Origin of the sequence: Albidovulum denitrificans (genome assembly GCF_002973535.1) — a bacterium.
Classification (GTDB): domain Bacteria; phylum Pseudomonadota; class Alphaproteobacteria; order Rhodobacterales; family Rhodobacteraceae; genus Albidovulum; species Albidovulum denitrificans.
This window is the reverse complement of the sequence record NZ_PVEP01000002.1, coordinates 130199-150768: the sequence shown is the minus strand read 5'-3', so window position 1 is coordinate 150768 and position 20570 is coordinate 130199. Positions and strand designations below refer to the sequence as shown.

Here is a 20570-nt window from a genome sequence, read left to right as displayed (position 1 = left end):
ATCCGCGCATCCCCCTTGCGGGGCGGACAGCGTGCGCCTAGATTAACCGCTGGCGGGTTCTGCCCCTCTCGTAGCAGGCCCTTTTCCAGTGGCCGATAATCTCTTCCGAGGGAGCTGGCTCTGCCGGGACCGTGGTCCCGGTATCTGGCGCCCACCTGGTTAAGCCAGGCTCTCGGGAAATACACGCCTCTACGGTTGCCGCGGTTCCCGCCACTTTCCCGCGGCCCATGAAAAAGGGGGGCGGATGATCCGCCCCCAGGTCAAGCTCCTTCAAACGCGGGCAGGCTTAGAACCCGATCACCAGAGACACGCCCAGCTTGTTGTCGGTCTTGATCGCGCGGGCATCGTTATAGTCGGTGATGTAGCTGACCCGCGTCGAAAGTGCGTCGGTCATCTTGAAGTTCATCCCCAGCTCATTGTTGACCCGCGTCGCGGTGTCCGAGGTCAGGACGTCGGTGTCCATGGTCGCGAACATCGTGTCGGTGAAGCGGTGGTAGAAACGCGAGGAGGCGATATAGCCGACCTCGGTCGTCTCCGCGCCAAGGCCATCCTCAAGATAGCTCGCGCCGACACCGGCCTGAAGGCGCCAGGTCGTGTCCGGCGTATTCACGATCCGCACACCCGGACCGACGCCGAGGAAGCCGTCGTTCTTGTATTCCGTCGCGGTGACGGCAAGGCCATCGGTGTTCAGGCGCCCCAGAACGAAGCCATAGAACTTGTCGTTGAAGTAGTAGTTCGCGTCATAGACGCCAAAGGCGCTTTTCTCGGTCGTGGTTCCCGCGGCCTCGGAGAATTCAATGGCCAGGCCGACGGTCTGCACGAAAGTGCCGTTGCTGTGGCGCACGCGGGCGCCGATGCTCAGGTCCTGCGTGTCCTGGTTGCCGGTGATGCCCGAATAGGTCAGCGCGACGCTGCCCGAAAGGCCAAGCTTGGTGTCGGGATTGCCGAAACGGGCGTCATCGTCGGAGCGGGCGAAATCGTCCTGCACGTCACGCTCGATGTCGCGGACCTGATCGTTGATCGCGCGCATCCCGGTCAGGGTCGTCTGCGCGAAGGCGGGTGCCGCACCAACGCCAAGCGACAGCACGAGGACCGAGGCGGCGGGTCTGAATATGGTTTTCATGTTTCTTCCTTTCATCGGAAAGGCCCCATGAGGGAGCCGTCAGCAGGCAGTCGTCTGCCTTGACGCCGATGTAAGGAACCGCCTTCCACAACTGAAATTTAGAATAATCGGGGTTGAGACAAGTATTACTCGGGCTTGAACCCCTTGAACTCGGGCGGAGGGGGCCGAAAACGGAAACCGCCCGCGCGGCGGCGGGCCGGGCGGGCGGTTTTATGTGTTGAATCAGCCTCTTGCGCGGATACACGCGGGGGTGTGGCGGGCGGTCCAGCGGGGGGTGAAGGCCGCTCAGATAAGGTCGCGGATCTCTTCGATGTCGGTTTCGGCGCCGTCCACCACCTTGGCCAGTGTCGCATGCGCAACATCGGCGAGGTCATCGTCAAGGTCGTCGCGCCAGACCGACCACACGGTCTGGGTATAGACCGGCGCGCCCGGCACCACCCAGAGCGTTCCACGCTCCATATACCGTTTCACGAGTCGCGCCGGAAGGAAGGCCGCGAACTCCCGATCCACCAGATACCGCGCCGCCAGCGCCCCCATCGACAGGGTCAGGCCGGGATTGGACAGGCCCGGCAGGGTCTGGTTGTGGAACTGGAAGAAATCCGGCCCCCAGTCGACATAGACATAGCGCCCGGCCAGATCGTCAAGCCTGGGGTCCGCCCAGCTTGCCGCCAGCACGATCTCTTCCTCAAGCACCTTGTCCACGACGGTGCCGGGGCGCAGCGTGGGCGTATAGGTCAGCGCGATCTGCATCACGCCTTCGGACATGGCGCGGGTCAGCTGATCGGGCATGCCCACCTCACAGCGCAGGCCCAGAAGCGGTTCCGCCGCCCGCAGCGCATCGACCCAGCGAAAGCCAAGCCGGGGCCAGAGGGAGATTTGCGCCCCGATGGTCAGCGAGCGTTTGAACCCCTCCGGCACGGCGACCTGCTGGCGGGCCTTTTCCCAGTTGCGCACCAGCGACAGCGCGAAACCTTCGAATTCGCGGCCCGAGGGCGTCAGTTCCGCCCCCGCCTTCGACCTCAGGAACAGCGGTTTACCAAGCTGATCTTCAAGGCGCTGGATGCGCAGGCTGACCGCCGACTGGGTCACGAAAAGCCGCTCTGACGCCGCCGCGAAAGAGCCGGATTCAGCCACAGACAGGAAGGTTTTCAGAAGGGCGAGGTCCATTGACGTCCGGCCATAGTTAACACAACACCGTTCACGCGCCGGGTGGGTCTAGCGGTGTTCCATGTCCTGCGCCCGCACCTTGGCCTTGGCCGGAACCGGGGCCAGCGCGCCCACGCGCCCCACGGGACGGCGGGTGCCGCCCTGACCGCCCTTGTCGGCCATCCGCATGATGACAATGGCGAATTGCACGCCCGCAAAGACGATGCCGTTGAAGACGAAGAGCATCACGACGGCGATCCAGCCGCCCTGCGTGGCAGAGACGAGGTGCCAGAGATTGCCGACATTCAGCACCAGAAGCGTCGCGACAAAGGCCGCCGACAGGGCAAAGCCGATGATGACGTTCTTGATATAGAGGCGGACCAGCGCGGGCATTGGCATATCTCCCTTATCCGGCCAGTCTAGCGCGGCGCGGGCCGTCTGCCTATAGGTCCGCGATCACGATAAGGCGCGTCAGAACGCCTCGGGCCGGGCCTCGCGCGCCATGTGGTCAAGGACCGCGTTCACGAATTTCGGCTCCTTCCCGTCGGGGAAGAAGGCCCGCGCGATGTCGACGAATTCGGTGATGACGACCTTGGGCGGCGTGGTCGTGGCGACAAGTTCCGCCCCCGCGGCGCGGAAGAGCGCGCGCAAAACCGGGTCGATGCGGGCGATGGGCCATTTCGCGACCAGCGCCCGGTCGGTCATCTGGTCCACCTTCGCCTGCCAGTTCACCGCCTCATCCACGATCTGCCGGAACAGGTCGAGGTCGCCCTCGGCCATCTCGTCCTCATCATAGACCGCGCCGAAGCGATAGGTCTCGAACTCCCGCGCGACGCGGTCGGCGGGCTGGCCCGAGGCCTCCATCTGAAAAAGCGCCTGCACCGCGTAAAGACGGGCCGCCGCCTTCTTCTGGCGTTTGTCGGCGGCGGTGGGTTTCGGCTTGGCGTCGCTCATGCGCGGGTGGGTCCTTCGGTTTCCCCGGCGATGCGGAATTCCTCGCCCTGCGGCTTGAACCCGATCCCCTTGGTCTGGCGCGCCCATTTGCGGGAAAGCGCGACCAGATGCAAGGCCGCAGCCGCCGCGCCGCCGCCCTTGTCCTGACCTTCGGGATCGGCGCGCACGACGGCCTGATCACGGTTTTCGACCGTCAGGATGCCGTTGCCGATGCAGACCCCCTGAAGGCCCAAAAGCGTCAGCCCGCGCGAGCTGTCATTGCAGACCGTGTCGTAATGCGTCGTCTCGCCGCGGATCACGCAGCCCAGCGCGACGAAACCGTCATAATCCGCCATCCGCGCGGCCATGCCGATGGCGCTGGGAACCTCAAGCGCGCCGGGGACCTCGATCACCTCGACCGTGGCACCGGCCTTTTCCGCCGTCGCTTTCGCGCCCGCGATCAGCCCGTCGGCGATGTCCTTGTAATAGGGCGCCACGACGATCAGCAGGCGCACCGCCCGGTCGAATTTCGGCAGGTCGAGCGTATAGTGGGTTTCGTTCCCGGCCATGGCCTTACCCTTTCGTGATCGGATGGGTGCCGACGATTTCCAGATCATAGGCGTCAAGGCCAAGGTAGCGGGTCTGGGGCGAGTTGGTCAGCAGGATCAGCTTGCGCAGCCCCATGGAGGACAGGATCTGCGCACCAAGGCCGGTGTTCTTGACCGTGCGCGGGCCTTCCTCTTCCTCCATCATCAGCTTGGTGCGCGGGTTGCGGAAGAGGCAGACCGCCCCCCGGCCCTTCTCGGCGATGATCTCCATCGCGCGGGACAATTCGCCCACCGGCGCCGGGCCAAGGCCCAGAACGTCCTCAAGCTCATGCAGCGCATGGGTGCGCACCAGAACCGGCTCGGCCGTGGTGACGTCACCCTTGGTCAGCACGACATGCTCGATCCCTTCGGTCACATCGGTGAAGACGCGCATGGTCCACGCGCCGCCATAGGCCGAGGTGACCTCTGCGCTGCGGCTTTCGCGGACGAGATTGTCGTGGCGGCGGCGATAGGCGATGAGGTCGGAGATGGTGCCGATCTTCAGCCCGTGCTTGCGGGCGAATTCCACCAGTTCGGGCAGCCGCGCCATGGTGCCGTCGTCATTCATGATCTCGCAGATCACGCCCGCCGGGTTCAGGCCCGCAAGGCGGCTGACATCGGTCGCGGCCTCGGTATGACCGGCGCGGACCAGAACGCCGCCGTCGCGCGCGCGCAGCGGGAAGATATGGCCGGGCGTCGCGATGTTCTGCGGCCCGCTTTTCGGGTCGATGGCGACGGCGACGGTCAGCGCGCGGTCCTGGGCGGAAATGCCGGTCGACACGCCCTCGCGCGCCTCGATGGAGACGGTGAAGGCGGTTTCGTGGCGCGAGGAATTGGTCATCGCCATCATCGGCAGGCCCAGCGCGTCGATCCGTTCGCCCGTCAGCGTCAGGCAGATCAGGCCACGGCCGTAGGTCGCCATGAAGTTGACCGCCTCGGCCGTCGCATGTTCGGCCGGGATGCAGAGGTCGCCCTCATTCTCGCGATCCTCTTCATCCACAAGGATGAACATGCGCCCCTGGCGGGCTTCTTCGATGATCTCATCGGCCGAGGCGATGGCGCCGGAGAATTCGCTGGTCATGGGCGAGGGTCCTTTGTTCCTTTGCGCCGCGATAGCCTAAGCCCCGCCGATATGCCAGCCCGCAGAGGGCGCAGGCGGCGTCCGGTCGGCAAAGAAACGGTCGGCGGGAAGGTAGCCCGCCATCCGCGCGATGCCGGGCCATTCGCCCTCAATCATCGTGTCGCCGATGACGAGGATGCGGTCGGTGGGCGCCTTCAGGGCAACGGCAATCTCGCGCAGCCGCGCCCGCGTCGCGCCCCAGCCATCGGTCAGCCCCGGCGCGCGGGCGGCGGCATCAAGCGCGACGCCCTGCCCCGCCAACGCCGCTGTCATCCGGGCGGGGTCAAGCGGCGGGTGAACCGCAAGGGCGCGGGCGATGCCGGTCAGCGCGGCAAGCTTCGCTGCCTCTGCCGCCTGCATCCGGTCGCTGTCGCGCAAAAGCCGCAAGGCGTTGTTCGAAAAGAGAAAGGCGATCAGGTCATGCCCCGTCGCCGCGCGAACCCCGGCATAGGTGCGGTAGTCCAGCCCGATCTCTGCCGCGCGTTTGACGCGCAGGCGCACCACCTCGACGGGAAGCTTTGGCAGCAAGTCCGCCCGCGCCGCCCGCCAGCATTGCACGCGCCAGCTTCGCCCGCCCTCAAGGCCCGGCCCGCCGTTGTGGCCCGGCCCCGGCGCGGTCATTGCGCCGCCCAGTCGCGCAGCCGCGCGACGTATCGCGCCAGCGTGTCGATCTCAAGATTGACGGCATCGCCCACCGCCGCCCCGCCCCAGGTGGTGACCTCCTTGGTATGCGGGATGATGTTGACGCCAAAATCGGCGCCGTTCACCTCATTCACCGTCAGCGAGGTGCCGTTCAGCGCGACGGAGCCCTTGGGCGCGATGAACCCGGCCAGTTCCTTCGGCGCGCGGAAGGTGAAGCGGGTGCTGTCGCCTTCATCGTGCATCTCGATGATCGTCGCCACGCCATCGACATGGCCGGAAACGATGTGGCCGCCAAGTTCGTCACCCACCTTCAACGCGCGTTCCAGATTGATCCGCTTGCCGGGCGCCCAGCCGTTCCGGCCGATATTGGTCTTCGATACCGTCTCGGCCGAAATATCGACGTCGAACCAGCCCCGCGGCGTGGTGCCGGTGGCGATGACGGTCAGGCAGACCCCGTTGCAGGCGATCGAGGCGCCGATGTCGATGGTGTCGACCGGGTAGGATGTCGCGATGCGGGCGCGCAGGTCGCCCTGCTGCTCTACCGCCAGAACCTCGCCCATATCCGTCACGATGCCGGTGAACATGTGTCGCGCCCTCCGTTTGGACCCTGCCTAGCGCGGTGCCTCGCGGCTGGCAAGATGACGCATCCGGGCATCCATCCTGAACCCTGACGCCCCGAAAACGACAGATTGATGATGACAAGGGCGCATAGGGGCGTCAGATGAAGGGGATCGCACCGGCAAACGGCATGATACCGCAGGGACAGACCCAGACCCCGCGCAGGCTTCTGATGCTTCAGGGGCCGCACGGACCCTTCTTCCGGCAACTGGCCCGCCATCTCAGGCAGGCCGGGGCCGAGGTGTGGCGCGTGGGCTTCAACCGCGGGGATGAGGTCTTCTGGGGCGGCGGCAATTACATCGCCCATACCGGCACGGTTCAGGACTGGCCCCGCCATTGCGCGGCACTTTTCGACGATCTGGGCGTGACCGACCTTGTCCTTTACGGCGATTCGCGCCCCATCCATGCCGAGGCGATCCGGCTCGCCAAAGCGCGCGGCATCACCGTCCACGTCTTCGAGGAAGGCTATCTGCGCCCCTATTGGGCGAGCTATGAACGCGGCGGGTCGAACGGCAATTCGCGCCTGATGTCGATGACGCTTGACGATATGCGCGCGGCGCTTGCCCGGTCGGGGATGGACATGCCGCCCGCCCCGGCAACCTGGGGCGACATGCGCGAACATATCTTCTACGGCGCGCTTTATCATTTCTGCGTGCTGGCGCTGAACGGCCGCTACAAGGGCTTTCGCCCGCATCGCGGCATCACCGTCACGCAAGAGTTTCGCCTGCACCTGCGCCGCCTTCTTCTGATGCCGTGGCACCGGCTGGAACGCTGGGCGGCGACCTTGCGCATCCGCGCGGGCGGGTTCCCCTATCACCTCGTCCTGCTGCAACTCGACCATGACGCGAGCTTTCGGGCGCATTCGGACTTCACCTCGACCACCGGCTTTATCGAGACCTGCCTTGACGCTTTTGCCCAGGGCGCGCCGGCGCATCATCACATCGTCTTCAAGGCCCACCCGCTGGAAGATGAACGCAGCGCCGTCGCGCCGACGATTCGGGCCACGGCGGCGCGGCTTGGCCTGACCGGGCGGGTGCATTTCGTGCGCGGCGGCAAGCTGGCGCGACTTCTTGACGCGGCCCGCAGCGCGGTCACGGTCAATTCGACCGCCGGTCAACAGGTTCTTTGGCGCGGGCTGCCGCTCAAGGCGCTGGGACGCGCGGTCTATTGCCTGCCGGAGTTCATCTCGGACCAGACGCTTGCGGAATTCTTCGCCGCGCCGACCCGGCCGGACAGCCGGGGCTATCGCGACTATCGCCACTATCTTCTTGAAACCTCACAGATTCCCGGCGGGTTCTATGCCGCGCGCGGGCGCCGCCGGATGTTGCGGCAGGTCGTCGACATGATCCTGTCGCCCGAGGACCCCTATGACGCGCTGATCTCCGGCAAAGCGGCGCCACGGCAACAGTTGACCGGAACCGGCTGATCCAACTGGAAAAACGGCAGGGGTCTGGAGTAAGGTCCAGCCCGGAATATGAGGCAGCTTCGTCCAGGGGAGCGGACAAGAGTGATGATCGTGAACAGTCGTGGCGCCAGGCTTCTGGTCTGCGCCCTGCTCGTCGGCAGTGTTGCTGGCTGCGGCCTTCCGCGCTCAGGCCCCAATAAACGTGAGATTTTCTCGGGTTCCGTCGAACAAAGCGGCAATACCTTCATCGTTCCCGTCGATCAGCGCATCACCAAGCTGACCAACGTCACCCCCAAGCTTGGCTTCACCAACGGCTTCATGTCCGCCAGCCTTGTCGGTTCGGACGTGATTCACTCGGGCGACATCCTCAGCCTGACGATCTGGGAAAACGTCGATAACGGGCTTCTGGCCAGTGCCGGGACCAATGCCACGCTTCTCAACGAAGTGCAGGTCGATGGCTCTGGCAGCATCTTCGTCCCCTATGCGGGCCGCATCAAGGCCGCCGGCAACACGCCCGAGGGGCTGCGCCAGGTGATCACCGAAAAGCTTAGCGCCCAGACGCCGGACCCGCAGGTCACGGTGGCACGGGTCGCGGGCGACGGGGCCACCGTCTCGGTCATGGGCGGCGTCGGCGGACAGGGCGTCTACCCGATCACCCAGCCGACGCGGACCCTTTCGGCGATGCTGGCCAAGGCCGGCGGCGTCGCGATCGAGCCGGAGATCGCGCAGATCACCGTCAAGCGCGGCGGCCATTCCGGCAAGGTCTGGCTGAAAGAGCTGTACAGCAACCCGAAGATGGACATCGCGCTGCGTCCGGGCGACGTGATCCTGGTCGAAAAGGACCAGCGGACCTTCACCGCGCTTGGCGCGACCGGCACCCAGACCCGCGTCCCGTTCGAAACGCAAGAGCTTTCGGCGGTCGAGGCCATCGCCCAGGTCGGCGGCCTGTCCACCAACTTCGCCGACCCGACCGGCGTCTTCATCCTGCGCGACGAAGATCAGGGCATCGCGCGTCAGGTGCTGAACCGCCCCGACCTCAGCGGGTCGCAGCGCGTCGCCTATATCATCAGCCTGACCGAGGCGGACGGCCTGTTCAATGCGCGCGACTTCATGATTCGCGACGGCGACACCGTCTATGTCACCGAGGCGCCCTATGTTCAGTGGCAAAAGACGCTTTCGGTGCTGACCGGGACCGCAAGCTCGGCTGACGCCATTTCGAACGCCGCCGGGAACTGATGGCTGCCGACCCTTCGGGGGGCGATCATGGCCGCCCGCAGGGGCAAGGCGCGGCGAAGGACCCGCTTTATGTCTATAACGGCGGCTTCCTGACCCAGCCGCGCCTCAGGCGTATCCTCGACCTTGCGGGCTATGACATCCGGCTGGGCAAGCCCGGCGCGCCGGAGGATCGTGTCGGCGTCTGGGGCCGCAGCCCCACCGCGCCGCGCGGCGAGGCGGTGGCAGAGCGGACAGACACCGCCATCGTGCGGGTAGAGGACGCGCTTTTGCGCTCCATCCGCCCCGGCCGCGACGGGGGCGAGCCGCCCATCGGGTTGATGATCGACCGCAAGGGCGGGGTGCATTTCGACAGTTCCGCGCCCTCGGCGCTTGAACATATGCTGATGCACGACCCGCTTGACGATTTTGCGGTTTTGCAACGTGCGCGGGACGGGATCGAGCGGCTGAAGCACCTGCACCTGTCAAAATACAACGATTTCGATCCAAGCGCGGCGGTGCCGGAACCGGGCTATGTCCTCGTCCTCGACCAGACGCAGGGCGATGCCTCGATCCTTTACGGCAAGGCGACGCCCTCGACCTTTCGTGAGATGCTCGTCTTCGCGCAGGAGGAAAACCCCGGCGCCCGGATCGTCATCAAAAGCCACCCCGAGACGATCGCGGGCCAGCGCCCCGGCCATTATAATGACGGCCACGCGCATGGCCTGATCTCCGTCCTGCGCGATCCCGTCTCCCCCTGGGCGCTGCTGGAGGGTGCCACGGCGGTCTACACCGTCTCTTCGCTCATGGGGTTCGAGGCGATCATGGCTGGCCACAAGCCCCGCGTCTTTGGTCAGCCCTTCTATTCCGGCTGGGGCCTGACGGCAGATGAAAACCCCGTCCCCCGGCGTGAACGGCACCTGACCCGGCCGCAGCTTTTCGCCGCCGCGATGATCCTGGCGCCGACATGGTATGACCCCTGCCGCGACCGGCTTTGCAGGTTCGAAGAGGCGGTGGACCATCTTGAGGCGACGCTCCGCGCCCATCGCGCCGACCGGGCGGGCCATGTCGCGATGGGGATGCGCCTGTGGAAGCGGCCGCATCTGCAACGCTTCTTCGGTGCGGAAAAGCGGCTGCGCTTCGAGGATGACCCGGCCCGCGCCATACACCGCGCGAAGGCCGAGGGGCGCGGCCTTCTGGTCTGGGCCGGGAAGGAGGGCGAGGGTCTTTCGCAACTGGCCGGGGAAACCGCCGTGGCGCGGGTTGAGGACGGGTTCCTGCGCTCCCGCGGCCTTGGCGCGGCTCTGGTGCCGCCCTTGTCGCTGGTGACAGACGCAAGCGGGATCTATTACGACCCGGCCCGCGAAAGCGATCTGGAACGCGTGATCGCCGCCGGTCCGCCGCCGGGGGGCGAACGCCGGGCCGAACGGCTGATCGCCCGCATCACGCGGGCGGGCTTGAGCAAATACAACCTCGACCACGCCGCCCTGCCCGATCTTCCGCCGGGCCACCGCATCCTTGTGCCGGGGCAGGTGGAGGATGACGCCTCGATCCGCCTTGGCGCCGGGGCGGAACATACCAACCTTGCCCTTCTGGCCCGCGTGCGGACGGAAAACCCCGACGCGGTGGTGATCTACAAGCCCCACCCGGATGTCGAGGCGGGCCTGCGTCCCGGCGCGATCCCGAAGGGCGAGGCGATGCGCCACGCCGATATGATCCTGACCGATGTCAGCCCCACCGACCTGATCGAGGCGGTGGATGAGGTCTGGACCATCACCTCGCTTCTGGGGTTCGAGGCGCTGTTGCGGGGCAAGCCGGTGACCTGTCTCGGGATGCCCTTCTACGCGGGCTGGGGCCTGACCCGCGATCTTTTCCCCGCGCCGCCCCGCCGTACCGCGCGGCCCAGCCTTGCCGCGCTGGCCCATGCCGCGCTGATCGCCTATCCGCGCTATCTTGACCCCGTCTCCGGCCTGCCCTGCCCGCCCGAGGTCGCCGTCGCCCGGCTGGCGCGGCATGAGGTGCCGGTGCCGGGACGCGCGAACCGGATGCTGTCGAAGGTGCAGGGGCTGCTGGCGAGCCGGTCCTGGCTTTGGCGGTAAGTCAGCCGCGCGACCAGAGGGTCAGCACATCGGGGCCGATCTGTTCGACGCCGGTCAGAGCAAAACGCGGCGCCTCGGCAAGGTGCGACAGGCCGAAGGCCCCCAGCGCCGCTCGTCCGTCGCCGCCGATGCCGATCCCGGCGGAAAAGACCGCAAGCTCATCCACCAGCCTGGCGCGGATCAGCGCGGCGGCCAGACGCCCGCCGCCTTCGCAGAAGACGCGCGTCAGCCCGGCCGACCCCAGCGCCGCCAGCATCGCCGCCGGGTCCAGCCCGCCCTCCGTTTCCGCAACCTCGATCAGCCGCGCGCCGAGCGCGGTCCAGGCCTCCTGCCGTTCCTCCGCCGCGGCGGGGCCGTGCAACAGCCAGACCGGCACCTCGGCGGCCGTCCGGGCCAGCGTGCCGACCAAGGACAGGTCAAGCCAGCGCGCGGCGACGATGCGGATCGGCTGATGCGCCACGCCCAACCCGCGCACGGTCAGCGAGGGATCATCGGCCCGCGCCGTCCCGGCACCGACCAGCACCGCGTCATGGGCGGCGCGCATGGCATGGACGCGGCGGCGCGCGCCCTCCCCGGTGATCCACTGGCTGTCGCCCGAAGCCGTGGCGATACGGCCGTCGAAACTGGTGGCGAGCTTCAGCGTCACCATCGGGCGGCCCTGCCCGATGCGGGTGAGGAACCCCTGTTGCAGCGCCGCCGCCTCGGCCGCCATGATGCCGGTTTCAACCGTGATGCCCGCCGCCCGCAGCATCGCATGGCCGCGCCCGGCGACGCGGGCGTCGGGGTCCTCAAGCGCGGACACCACGCGCGCGATACCGGCGGCGATCAGCGCCTCGGCGCAGGGGGGCGTCTTTCCGTGATGGGCGCAGGGTTCCAGCGTGACATAGGCCACAGCCCCGCGCGCCGTATCGCCAGCCTGCGCCAGGGCAACGGTTTCCGCATGGGGCCGCCCGCCAGCTTGCGTCCAGCCGCGCCCGACGACACGGCCGTCCCGCACGATCACGCAACCGACGGCGGGGTTCGGCCAGACACGGCCCAGCCCGCGACGGGCCAGGCCAAGGGCATGGCGCATGAAACGCCGGTCGGCGTCGGCGGTCACTCGTCCGCCTGGACGCTCGGCCGCAATTCGGAAACGAACTTGTCGAAGTCGTCCGCCTCCTGGAAGTTCTTGTAAACGCTGGCGAAACGAACGAAGGCGACGGTGTCGATCCGGGCCAGCGTTTCCATCACGATCTCACCGATGGTCTTTGAGGGGATGTCCGTCTCCCCCATGCTTTCCAGCCGCCGCACGATGCCGGAAATCATCTGGTCGATGCGCTCCGGTTCAATCGGGCGTTTCTGCATCGCGATGCGGATGGAGCGTTCAAGCTTGTCGCGGTCGAAATCCTCGCGCTTGCCGCTGGTCTTGATGACGACAAGGTCGCGCAGTTGAACGCGCTCATAGGTGGTGAAACGGCCGCCGCAGGCCGGGCAGAACCGCCGCCGCCGGATCGCGACATGGTCCTCCGCCGGTCGCGAATCTTTCACCTGCGTATCGACATTGCCGCAAAACGGACAGCGCATTCCCTTCCCCTCGGCCTTTGGTTCCGATTATCCACAGGCACTATAGGCGCACCGCTAGGGTTTGGGTAGGGGTCAAATGACGCCACCAGATGGCGAAAGGACAGGACCGCGACGGGTCAGTTCGCGACGGCCCGGTAGAGGATCCAGCCCGCCCCGGACCCGACCGTCGCCGCGCCCTTGATGGCCGGTGCGCCACCGCCCTGCCCCGTCGCGGCCATGCCATCGCGGCCGGTGCAGAGGATGACATAATCGAAGCCCGAGGCAAGTTGCGCCGCGACCTGATCGACGCCCGCAAGGCCGGGTGTTGCGGCTTCATGGTCATCGTAGGCGCGCATCGCGGCGGCGAGCGGGCCGACGATCTCAAGCGGTTGCTGGGTGGCATTGGCGAAGGTCGGCACGGCGATCCGGCCGGTCAGGCCCAGAAGGAACTGCAACGGCTTGCAGCCACGGGCCTGATCCCGCGCCTCGGCCCCCGGCGCGAAGGCCGAAACCGCTATGCCCTGCGCGGGCAAGGCCCCGGCGACGTCAAGGAAATGAGTGTAGGACGACCGCTCCCGCGCCCAGCCAAGCGTCACCATGAAGAGATGCAGCGGCAAAAGCAGCAGGACAAGCCGGGTCAGGGTCCGCTTACCCGGCGTGCCGCCCGTCGATGCGATGCCGCCCGCCAGCACCGCCAGAAGGACAAGCGGCAAACGCTCTGGCAGGTGGCCGACGCCGAACATCGCGGGCGGGATGGCGATGGCAAGCAGGACCAGCAGCGGCACGGCAAGGGCAAGCCGCCGGTCAAGCCGGAACCGCCCGGACCAGAGGCCAAGCCCGATCACCGCCCAAAGCGCCGCCCCGAAAATGCGGTCGGCGACGGGCCAGTTGCTGTCAGCGACCCTGAGGCCCGCGTCGAGGCGCAGCCAGATCTCAACCACCATCCGGCGCATCAGATCGCCCGCCTCAAGATGGGCCGCAACATTCGAAAAGGCCGTGGTCACGCCACCCTGGGCCTGCGAGGTATCGGCGGCGAGGAACAGCAGGACCGGCCCGACGGCCACGAGCAGAAGCCGCGCCGCGCGGCGGAGCAGCGTTCCAGCCTCAAGCCTGCCATCCCTTACGCTCGCCATCACCTCGACCGAGAAAAGCAAAAGCCCCCAAAGCGCGAACATGAAGCCATGGGTGAGGAAGATCACAAGCCCGAAGGGGACCGCGATACCAAGCTGCCGCCCCGGCCGATCCGCCGTCGCGATCCAGAGGCCAAGCGCAGAGAGCGAGACCCCAAGCCCCAGCAGGAAATTGGCAAAGCCCCAGCCCAGAACGAAATTCTGCGCCAGTATCCCCGCCAACGCGGCCGAGACCACGGGAACCCGCCCATGCAGGCAGTGCCCGAGGATCATGACCCCGATCACCGGCGCAGAGATGACCATGATCAGCACGACCCGCGCGGCCGCAAGCTCTGGCAGCACCCGGAACACCAGCGCGCCGAGCAGATCGAAGCCGAGGTTCGGGACCAGTTTCCACGCGACCCGGTAGTTTTCGTCGAAAGACGGATCGCCGCTGGCGCCCGCGAGGATGTCGTAGCGCAGCGCATGGGCGTAGAAGTCGATCAGCGGCATCACCGGCGCCACGAAGACCGGCAGCAGACACAGCAACACGATGCCGAGGGACCGAAACTGCCCCCACGAAACCGCGCGGGACACCCCAACCGTTGCGTTGAGAGCCACCTTGCCCACCCTTTAAGTCTTCACCCGTCGCGAGAGTGGCCCAGCACCGGCCCCACCACAAGGTCCGGCGCGCATGTCACAGCCCGCACGTTAACAATGCCGCATTTCCCGGCAGTTTCAATGGTATACGGTGAACAGTGCGGCGGAATACCGCCGAGGGGATCGGGGGCGCCTGCTAACCGGCCTTGCGTTTCATGCGGTGATAGAGCGCGCGGGCCTTCTGGTAGAGCAGGTTGTGGCGCGGGAATTCGGGCGCCCGCGTCTTGCGGTCATGGACGGTGAAGTCGACCGTTTCTTTCCAGTCGAGCGCGCGGATCACCTCATAGTTCAGGCCAAGTTTCCAGGCCAGATAGGGGAAGGAAATCTGATCGCGCCGCGAATGGCGCAGCACATGTTCGAACCAGCGTTCGCCAAAGCGGATCAGGTCGGGGTCGTGATGGCGGCGGGTGATGAAATGCCCCTCGATCAGGCCGGCATGTTCGGGCATCCCCTCGGCCCGGTAGGTGCGCATCCGTTCAAGGACGATGCGGTGGTCGTCGAGGCCCATTTCGCGCACCGTTTGCCCTTCCTGATAGACGCAGTCGCGGCGGAAATGGGGAAAGGCAAAGAACCCGGCCCCGGACTGGGCGCGGAGGGCAGAGAGGATTTCGACCGGGTCGCGCTTCAGCCGGGATTTGTTGTCGATCCAGATCGACCAGTCGGCATCGGGGAAATAGAGGTGCGGGCGCAGTTTCGCGCGGCGCGAGGCGCGGGCGGGGTCAAGCCCGTCAAGCGGATCGTGAATGACCTCCACCCCCGGCAGGGTGACGTCGGGTCGGTCGGTGAACAGGACCCGGCGGCAGGTCTCATGGCCGCCGAAGACGTCGGGGTTGATCGGGTCGGCCTGGCCGTAATGGGCGGAATAAAGGACGAGGGTCATGGCGCGGAGTATAAAGGCGGCGCGGCGATTGGGAAGCGGGATTTCAGGCGCGACGCGGCAGGCAACGCCTTGATAACGCGACGTTTCCGACGGTACCGGGCGGCCCGTCACCGCACCAGCCGCCGGGGCCGCGTGGCGTTTCCCGCACCCAGGTAGGCGATTTTCCACGTGCGCCCGCCCGCGCCCCGTGCTGACATGGGCAAAGGAGGACGCGCCATGACCAAGCCCGATGATGAGGAAAGCGGCGGCACCCCGCCCTGCTTCCTGCACGAACTTGACCCCGCGATCAGCGGCATCCCGGATGAGGAAACCGAACGCGACGTCGCCCGCTGGCGCAAGGCCGAACGCGCGCGACTGATCGGGGCGCGGCAGGCGGTGCCGGTCGCGGCGCGGGCCGTGGCGGATGCGGCCATCGCGGCGGAACTGACGCGGCGGATCGGTGACGCGAAGGGCCGCATGGCAGCGCTTTACTGGCCCTTCAAGGGCGAACCCGACCTGCGCGGCTGGGCAAGCGCATGGCGCGCTGTCGGCGGGCGGACCTGCCTGCCGGTCGTGGTGCAGAAGGCCGCCCCCCTGATCTTCCGCGACTGGACCGGGGCGGAGAGGCTGGAACGCGGTGTCTGGAACATCCCCATCCCGCCCGAGACGGCGCCTGAGGTCGTGCCGGAGATCGTCATCTCCCCCGTCGTCGGCTTCGATGACGGCAACTACCGGCTGGGCTATGGCGGCGGTTTCTATGACCGGACGCTGGCCGGGCTGCGGGCAAAGGGGCTGCGCCCCAGGGTCATCGGCGTCGGCTTTGCCTTTCAGCGCATCCCGACGATCTATCCGCAGCCCTATGACATCGCGCTGGATGAGGCGGTGCTGGCCGAGGTCTGATCACTCCGGCCAGATGCGCAGGATCGTGCAATAGCTGCCCCGCGCGACGGCGGCGGAAATGCCCCCGTCATTGTCCTTCGCGCCAAGCGAGGTGAAAAGCGCCATCTTCACCTTCTGCCCCGCATCCAGCGTGAAGGCGATCCCCTGCCCCTGCTTGCGAGGCGGGGGTGAGGCACGGTAGATCCGCGTCGCCCCCGGCAGGCCCAGCCCCCGGATCACGAAATCCCCCGCCGCGCAAAGATACTGCGTCTCGGCCGCCGGGCTGGGGAAACGGACGGTGAAGCCCTGCGGGCCGGTCGCATCGACCCGCATCCCGTTCTGCGCGGTGAAGGCCTGGGACGGGGCGGCAAGGGCCGCGAGGGCGAGGATGAGGAACGAGCGGAGCATGGGGCCTCCTGCGGGTGACGCGGCATGATGGCCGGTTTTCGCGGGGAAGTCTCGGGGCGCGGGATCAAGATTGTGCGAGGGTGGGGACGGGCGGGCGCGAGGAGACGGCGTCTGGTGGCCCGGCTGTAGGATGGGCAATATTGCCCATCCTACTGGTCGAGGAAACTCCTGAGCTTCCGCGACCGGCTCGGGTGCTTCAGCTTCCTCAGCGCCTTGGCCTCGATCTGGCGGATGCGTTCGCGGGTAACCGAGAACTGCTGGCCGACCTCTTCGAGCGTGTGGTCGGTGTTCATGCCGATGCCAAAGCGCATCCGCAGCACCCGTTCCTCGCGCGGCGTGAGGGAGGCCAGAACCCGCGTCGTGGTTTCCTTCAGGTTCTCCTGAATGGCGGAATCCAGCGGCAGGATCGCGTTCTTGTCTTCGATGAAATCGCCAAGCTGGCTGTCTTCCTCATCCCCTATGGGGGTTTCCAGCGAAATCGGCTCCTTGGCGATCTTCATCACCTTGCGAACCTTTTCCAGCGGCATTTGCAGCTTTTCGGCCAATTCCTCGGGCGTCGGTTCGCGGCCGATCTCATGCAGCATCTGGCGGCCGGTGCGCACCAGCTTGTTGATCGTCTCGATCATATGGACCGGGATGCGGATCGTGCGGGCCTGATCGGCGATGGAGCGCGTGATCGCCTGACGGATCCACCATGTCGCATAAGTGCTGAATTTGTAGCCGCGCCGGTATTCGAACTTGTCCACGGCCTTCATCAGGCCGATGTTGCCTTCCTGAATAAGATCAAGGAATTGCAGGCCGCGGTTCGTGTATTTCTTGGCGATGGAGATAACGAGGCGAAGGTTCGCTTCGACCATTTCCTTCTTGGCCTGCCGGGCTTCCTTCTCGCCCTTCTGGACCTGGTTCACGATGCGGCGGAATTCAGAGATGTCGACGCCGACATACTGGCCGACCTGCGCCATCTCGGCGCGCAGATCCTCCACCTTGCTCTGGCTCTTCTCGATCAGCGCCTGCCAGCCACGGCCCGCTTTCTCGGCCATGCGGTCCAGCCAGGTGGGGTCAAGCTCATAGCCGCGATATTCGTCGATGAATTCGCGCCGGTTGATGCGGGCCTGATCGGCCAGCTTCACCATGTTCGAGTCAATCGACATGATCTTGCGGTTGATGCCGTAAAGCTGGTCGATCAGCGCCTCGATCCGGTTGTTGTGCAGGTGCAGTTCGTTCACCAGCAACACAATCTCTGCGCGCAGCTTCTGATAGGCCGTCTCATCGGCGAGGGAGAAGGTGCCATCCTCGTTCAGCGTGGCCGACATCCGCTGATCCTGCATCGCGGCCAGCGTGGCATAATCGCGCGCGATCACCTCAAGCGTCTCAAGCACGCGCGGCTTCAGCGCCGATTCCATCGCGGCCAGCGACATGTTCGAGGCGTCATCCTCATCCTCGTCGTCGTCATCGGCCTGCTGGATCGGGTTGCCGTCGGCGTCCAGCTCCGGCTCGTCGCTCTCGCGGCGCCGCGCGGCGGACTGGCCGTCCGTCCCCTCGGCGACGGCGGGCGTGTCCTCTTCGTCGTCATCGTCAAGCGAGCGGCCAAAGGTCGTCTCAAGGTCGATCACGTCGCGCAGCAGGATGTCTTCGTTCAGAAGCTCATCGCGCCAGATCGTGATGGCCTGAAAGGTCAGCGGGCTTTCGCACAGCCCGGCGATCATGGTGTTGCGGCCGGCCTCGATGCGCTTGGCGATGGCGATCTCGCCCTCGCGGCTGAGCAGTTCGACGCTGCCCATTTCGCGCAGGTACATGCGCACCGGGTCGTCGGTGCGGTCCAGCGTCTCGGTGCTGGAGGTCGCGATGGCCACCTCGCGCGAGGTGGAGGTTTCGACCACCGCGCCCGCGCTTTCGGTTTCCTCGCCCGCCTCGTCATCCTCGATCACGTTGATGCCCATTTCAGAGAGCATCGACATCACGTCCTCGATCTGCTCGGACGAGACCTGTTCGGGCGGCAGCACCTGGTTGAGCTGGTCGTAGGTGATGTAGCCGCGCTCACGCGCATCCGCGATCATCTTCTTGACCGCGGCCTGGCTCATGTCGAGCGTATGCTCGTTGTCCCGGTCCTCGGTCTTCTGATCGTCGGTGTCCTTGGCAGCCATGGGCGCTCCTTGCTTCGTCGGGACCGGCGGGCGGGGCCGGTGCGAATCGGTCTTATTTGTGTAGCGAATCATGAGAGCGAATCACAGAGGGGCGATTCTCCCCGTCCGCCACGTTCAGGGTTTCTTCTTGATCCAGGCCGCACCGTCGATCAGCCGCTGCAATTCGGCGGACAGCGCGGCCCGATCCTCGCCCTGTTCCGAGATTTCATCCAGCTTCGATCGTTCGGCCCGGTGGCGGGCCTCGGCGGCCCGGCTCAGACGCCAAGTCAGGCCCTCGTCGGCAAGGCCGGTCAGGTCCTCCATCGCTTCCTCGATCTCGGCCTCGGCGCCGCGGCGGGCCTCAAGCCGGGCGAATTCCTCGGCCAGACACATCACGGCAAAGTCCGCATCCTCCGCGTTGCGGACGGGTGGCGCGATGCGGACATGGGCAAGGGACATCAGCTTTTCAACCTCTTCGCCCGCCGCGGCCACGATTTTCCCGCGAAAGGCGGCGGCGTCGGCCACCGGGGCGGCGTGAAAGGCGGCCAGCAGGGCGTGGCGCAGCCGGTCATGGCCGGGGTCGCGCATGTCCACCGTTTCGATCTGGCTTTCGAACCGTTCGATCGTGCCGGGATGGGTGAGCGCGATGGCAAGGATCATCGCCTCATGCAGATATTCCTCCACCTCCGGCCCCGGCGCCGCCGCCAGAAGCGAACCGCGCGTGGCAGGCAGCGGGGAGACCGGCACCGCCGCGCCAAAGCGCCGCCCCTGCTGCCGTCCGGGCGCACGCGGCACGAAGGTGGGTTTCGCGGGGCCGAACAACTCACGCCGCAGGCGGTTGATCTCCTCCCCGTAATGGGAGCGGATGGAGGGGTCGGCGATGCCCTTGATCACGGCGCGGAGCGATTTATCCAGCGCCGCCTTCCTCTCGGGGCTGTCAAAGACCTTGCCATCGGTCTCGCGCCGCCAGAGCAGGTTGACCATCGGTTGCGCGGCCTCGATCGCCTTGGCCATCGCCTCGCGTCCGCGCGCGCGGATCATGTCGTCGGGGTCCATGCCTTCGGGCAGGATCACGAAGCGCAGCCCCTGCCCCGCCTCCAGCATCGGCAGCGCCAGGTCGATCAGCCGGGTCGCGGCGCGGATGCCGGCGGTATCGCCATCCAGCATGACCAGCGGTTCGGGATGCAGCCGCCAGATCAGGCGCAGTTGATCCTCGGTGATGGCGGTGCCAAGGGGGGCCACTGCGGCCTCGAACCCCGCCATGGCAAGCGCGATCACATCCATGTAGCCTTCGGCGACGATCAGCGGCTGGCCCTTCGCGGCGGCCTCGCGCGCGGGGCCGTGGTTGTAAAGGCTGCGTCCCTTGTCGAACAGCTCGGTTTCCGGCGAGTTGAGGTATTTCGCGCTGTCGTTCGGGTCCATCGCCCGGCCGCCGAAGGCGATGCAGCGCCCGCGCGCGTCGCGGATCGGGAACATGATCCGGTTGCGAAAGACGTCATAGGGCTGCTTGCCCTTGGTCGAGGGGCGCGCGAGGCCCGCGCCCAGGATCAGGTCCTCGGCGATACCCTTCTGGCGCAGATGATCCCAAAGCCCCTGCCAGCCGTCGGGCGCAAAGCCGATCTCGAAACGGTCCAGCGCCGCCCCGGTCAGCTTGCGGCCCGCAAGGTAATCGCGCGCGGCGGCCCCGGCGCCTGTCTTCAACGCCAGCCGGAAATGCCGCGCGGCTTCCTCCATGACGGCGGCAAGCTCGCCCCGCCGGTCGGCCTTTTGCGCCTCACGCGGGTCGCGGGCGGGCATCGGCATTCCGGCCTCGCGCGCCAGGTCCTCCACCGCCTCCATGAAGGACATGTTCTCGACCTCCTTCAGGAAGGAAATCGCGTCGCCCTTCGCATGGCAGCCGAAGCAGTAGTAATAGCCCTTGCGGTCATCGACGTGGAAGGATGCCGTCTTTTCCTGATGGAAGGGGCATGGCGCCCAGAGGTCGCCCTTGGCCGCGTTCGACTTGCGCTGATCCCACGTCACCTTGCGGCCGATGACGCTGGAGAGCGTCACGCGGGTGCGAAGTTCATCAAGGAAACCGGGGGGCAGACTCATCGCGTGAGTAT

19 protein-coding genes and 1 other RNA gene are annotated in these 20570 nt (G+C 66.6%); 5 read left to right on the top strand and 15 right to left on the bottom strand.

All coding sequences use genetic code 11. The features are described 5' to 3' along the window. The first annotated feature begins 53 nt into the window (after positions 1-53). Positions 54-211: non-coding RNA, 6S RNA (ssrS, locus tag LX70_RS06470), on the top strand. Between the two features lie 75 nt (positions 212-286). Here ssrS and LX70_RS06465 read toward each other — a convergent pair. The 8 genes from LX70_RS06465 to LX70_RS06430 all read right to left on the bottom strand — a co-directional run bounded on the left by LX70_RS06465 (position 287) and on the right by LX70_RS06430 (position 6135). Then, entirely contained in the window at positions 287-1123 is an 837-nt protein-coding gene (locus tag LX70_RS06465; protein ID WP_105513749.1) for a DUF481 domain-containing protein, read from the bottom strand. A gap of 285 nt (positions 1124-1408) precedes the next feature. Beyond that, the gene (locus tag LX70_RS06460) at positions 1409-2290 is read right to left on the bottom strand and encodes a LysR family transcriptional regulator (RefSeq protein ID WP_105513748.1); all 882 of its coding nucleotides are present in this window, start codon (positions 2288-2290) and stop codon (positions 1409-1411) included. Between the two features lie 48 nt (positions 2291-2338). Beyond that, on the bottom strand, positions 2339-2662 hold the full coding sequence (locus LX70_RS06455) for a hypothetical protein (RefSeq protein ID WP_105513747.1): 324 nt from the start codon (positions 2660-2662) through the stop codon (positions 2339-2341). Between the two features lie 78 nt (positions 2663-2740). Continuing rightward, positions 2741-3223, bottom strand: a complete 483-nt coding sequence (gene nusB / locus LX70_RS06450; RefSeq protein ID WP_105513746.1) for a transcription antitermination factor NusB — start codon at positions 3221-3223, stop codon at positions 2741-2743. Then, positions 3220-3771 carry a 6,7-dimethyl-8-ribityllumazine synthase gene (locus LX70_RS06445; RefSeq protein ID WP_105513745.1) on the bottom strand — a complete coding sequence of 184 codons (552 nt, stop codon included), beginning with the start codon at positions 3769-3771 and terminating at the stop codon, positions 3220-3222. Before LX70_RS06445 ends, nusB begins: the two co-directional genes overlap by 4 nt. Positions 3772-3775: 4 nt before the next feature. After that, positions 3776-4870: a 3,4-dihydroxy-2-butanone-4-phosphate synthase gene (gene ribB, locus LX70_RS06440; RefSeq protein ID WP_105513744.1), complete on the bottom strand. Its 1095-nt coding sequence runs from the start codon at positions 4868-4870 to the stop codon at positions 3776-3778. A 36-nt stretch (positions 4871-4906) separates the two neighbouring features. Then, the gene (locus LX70_RS06435) at positions 4907-5530 is read right to left on the bottom strand and encodes a hypothetical protein (protein WP_105513743.1); all 624 of its coding nucleotides are present in this window, start codon (positions 5528-5530) and stop codon (positions 4907-4909) included. Then, on the bottom strand, positions 5527-6135 hold the full coding sequence (locus LX70_RS06430) for a riboflavin synthase (RefSeq protein WP_105513742.1): 609 nt from the start codon (positions 6133-6135) through the stop codon (positions 5527-5529). Before LX70_RS06430 ends, LX70_RS06435 begins: the two co-directional genes overlap by 4 nt. A 137-nt stretch (positions 6136-6272) precedes the next feature. Here LX70_RS06430 and LX70_RS06425 point away from each other — a divergent pair, with 137 nt between their 5' ends. The 3 genes from LX70_RS06425 to LX70_RS06415 all read left to right on the top strand — a co-directional run bounded on the left by LX70_RS06425 (position 6273) and on the right by LX70_RS06415 (position 10885). Beyond that, positions 6273-7595, top strand: coding sequence for a capsule biosynthesis protein (locus LX70_RS06425; RefSeq protein ID WP_425430576.1), 1323 nt, complete (start codon positions 6273-6275; stop codon positions 7593-7595). Between the two features lie 84 nt (positions 7596-7679). Next, complete coding sequence (locus LX70_RS06420) at positions 7680-8810, top strand: polysaccharide biosynthesis/export family protein (RefSeq protein WP_105513741.1); 1131 nt, start codon at positions 7680-7682, stop codon at positions 8808-8810. Continuing rightward, the gene (locus LX70_RS06415; RefSeq protein ID WP_105513740.1) at positions 8810-10885 is read left to right on the top strand and encodes a capsular polysaccharide biosynthesis protein; all 2076 of its coding nucleotides are present in this window, start codon (positions 8810-8812) and stop codon (positions 10883-10885) included. The genes LX70_RS06420 and LX70_RS06415 overlap by 1 nt, the downstream gene beginning before the upstream one ends. A 1-nt stretch (position 10886) precedes the next feature. On the opposite strand, the gene ribD is transcribed toward LX70_RS06415, so the two are convergent. The 4 genes from ribD to LX70_RS06395 form a co-directional block, all read right to left on the bottom strand. Next, complete coding sequence (gene ribD / locus LX70_RS06410) at positions 10887-11984, bottom strand: bifunctional diaminohydroxyphosphoribosylaminopyrimidine deaminase/5-amino-6-(5-phosphoribosylamino)uracil reductase RibD (protein ID WP_342747675.1); 1098 nt, start codon at positions 11982-11984, stop codon at positions 10887-10889. Continuing rightward, positions 11981-12448 carry a transcriptional regulator NrdR gene (nrdR, locus tag LX70_RS06405; RefSeq protein ID WP_105513739.1) on the bottom strand — a complete coding sequence of 156 codons (468 nt, stop codon included), beginning with the start codon at positions 12446-12448 and terminating at the stop codon, positions 11981-11983. The genes ribD and nrdR overlap by 4 nt, the downstream gene beginning before the upstream one ends. 116 nt (positions 12449-12564) lie before the next feature. After that, positions 12565-14157: a hypothetical protein gene (locus tag LX70_RS06400; RefSeq protein ID WP_211301679.1), complete on the bottom strand. Its 1593-nt coding sequence runs from the start codon at positions 14155-14157 to the stop codon at positions 12565-12567. Positions 14158-14332: 175 nt separating this feature from the next. Further along, positions 14333-15076 (bottom strand): glycosyltransferase domain-containing protein, encoded by a 744-nt coding sequence (locus LX70_RS06395; protein WP_105513737.1) that lies wholly within the window; start codon positions 15074-15076, stop codon positions 14333-14335. Between the two features lie 216 nt (positions 15077-15292). Between LX70_RS06395 and LX70_RS06390 the strand changes: the two genes are divergently transcribed. Then, positions 15293-15955 carry a 5-formyltetrahydrofolate cyclo-ligase gene (locus LX70_RS06390; protein ID WP_105514146.1) on the top strand — a complete coding sequence of 221 codons (663 nt, stop codon included), beginning with the start codon at positions 15293-15295 and terminating at the stop codon, positions 15953-15955. Here the strand turns inward: LX70_RS06390 and LX70_RS06385 are convergent, their stop codons facing one another. From LX70_RS06385 to dnaG, 3 genes are all read right to left on the bottom strand, one after another. Continuing rightward, positions 15956-16342: a hypothetical protein gene (locus LX70_RS06385; protein WP_105513736.1), complete on the bottom strand. Its 387-nt coding sequence runs from the start codon at positions 16340-16342 to the stop codon at positions 15956-15958. It abuts the gene before it with no gap. Between the two features lie 149 nt (positions 16343-16491). Then, positions 16492-18486, bottom strand: a complete 1995-nt coding sequence (gene rpoD, locus LX70_RS06380) for an RNA polymerase sigma factor RpoD (RefSeq protein ID WP_105514145.1) — start codon at positions 18484-18486, stop codon at positions 16492-16494. A 114-nt stretch (positions 18487-18600) separates the two neighbouring features. Further along, a complete protein-coding gene (dnaG, locus tag LX70_RS06375; protein ID WP_105514144.1) occupies positions 18601-20559 on the bottom strand; it encodes a DNA primase in 1959 nt (652 codons plus the stop codon). Positions 20560-20570 lie beyond the last annotated feature (11 nt).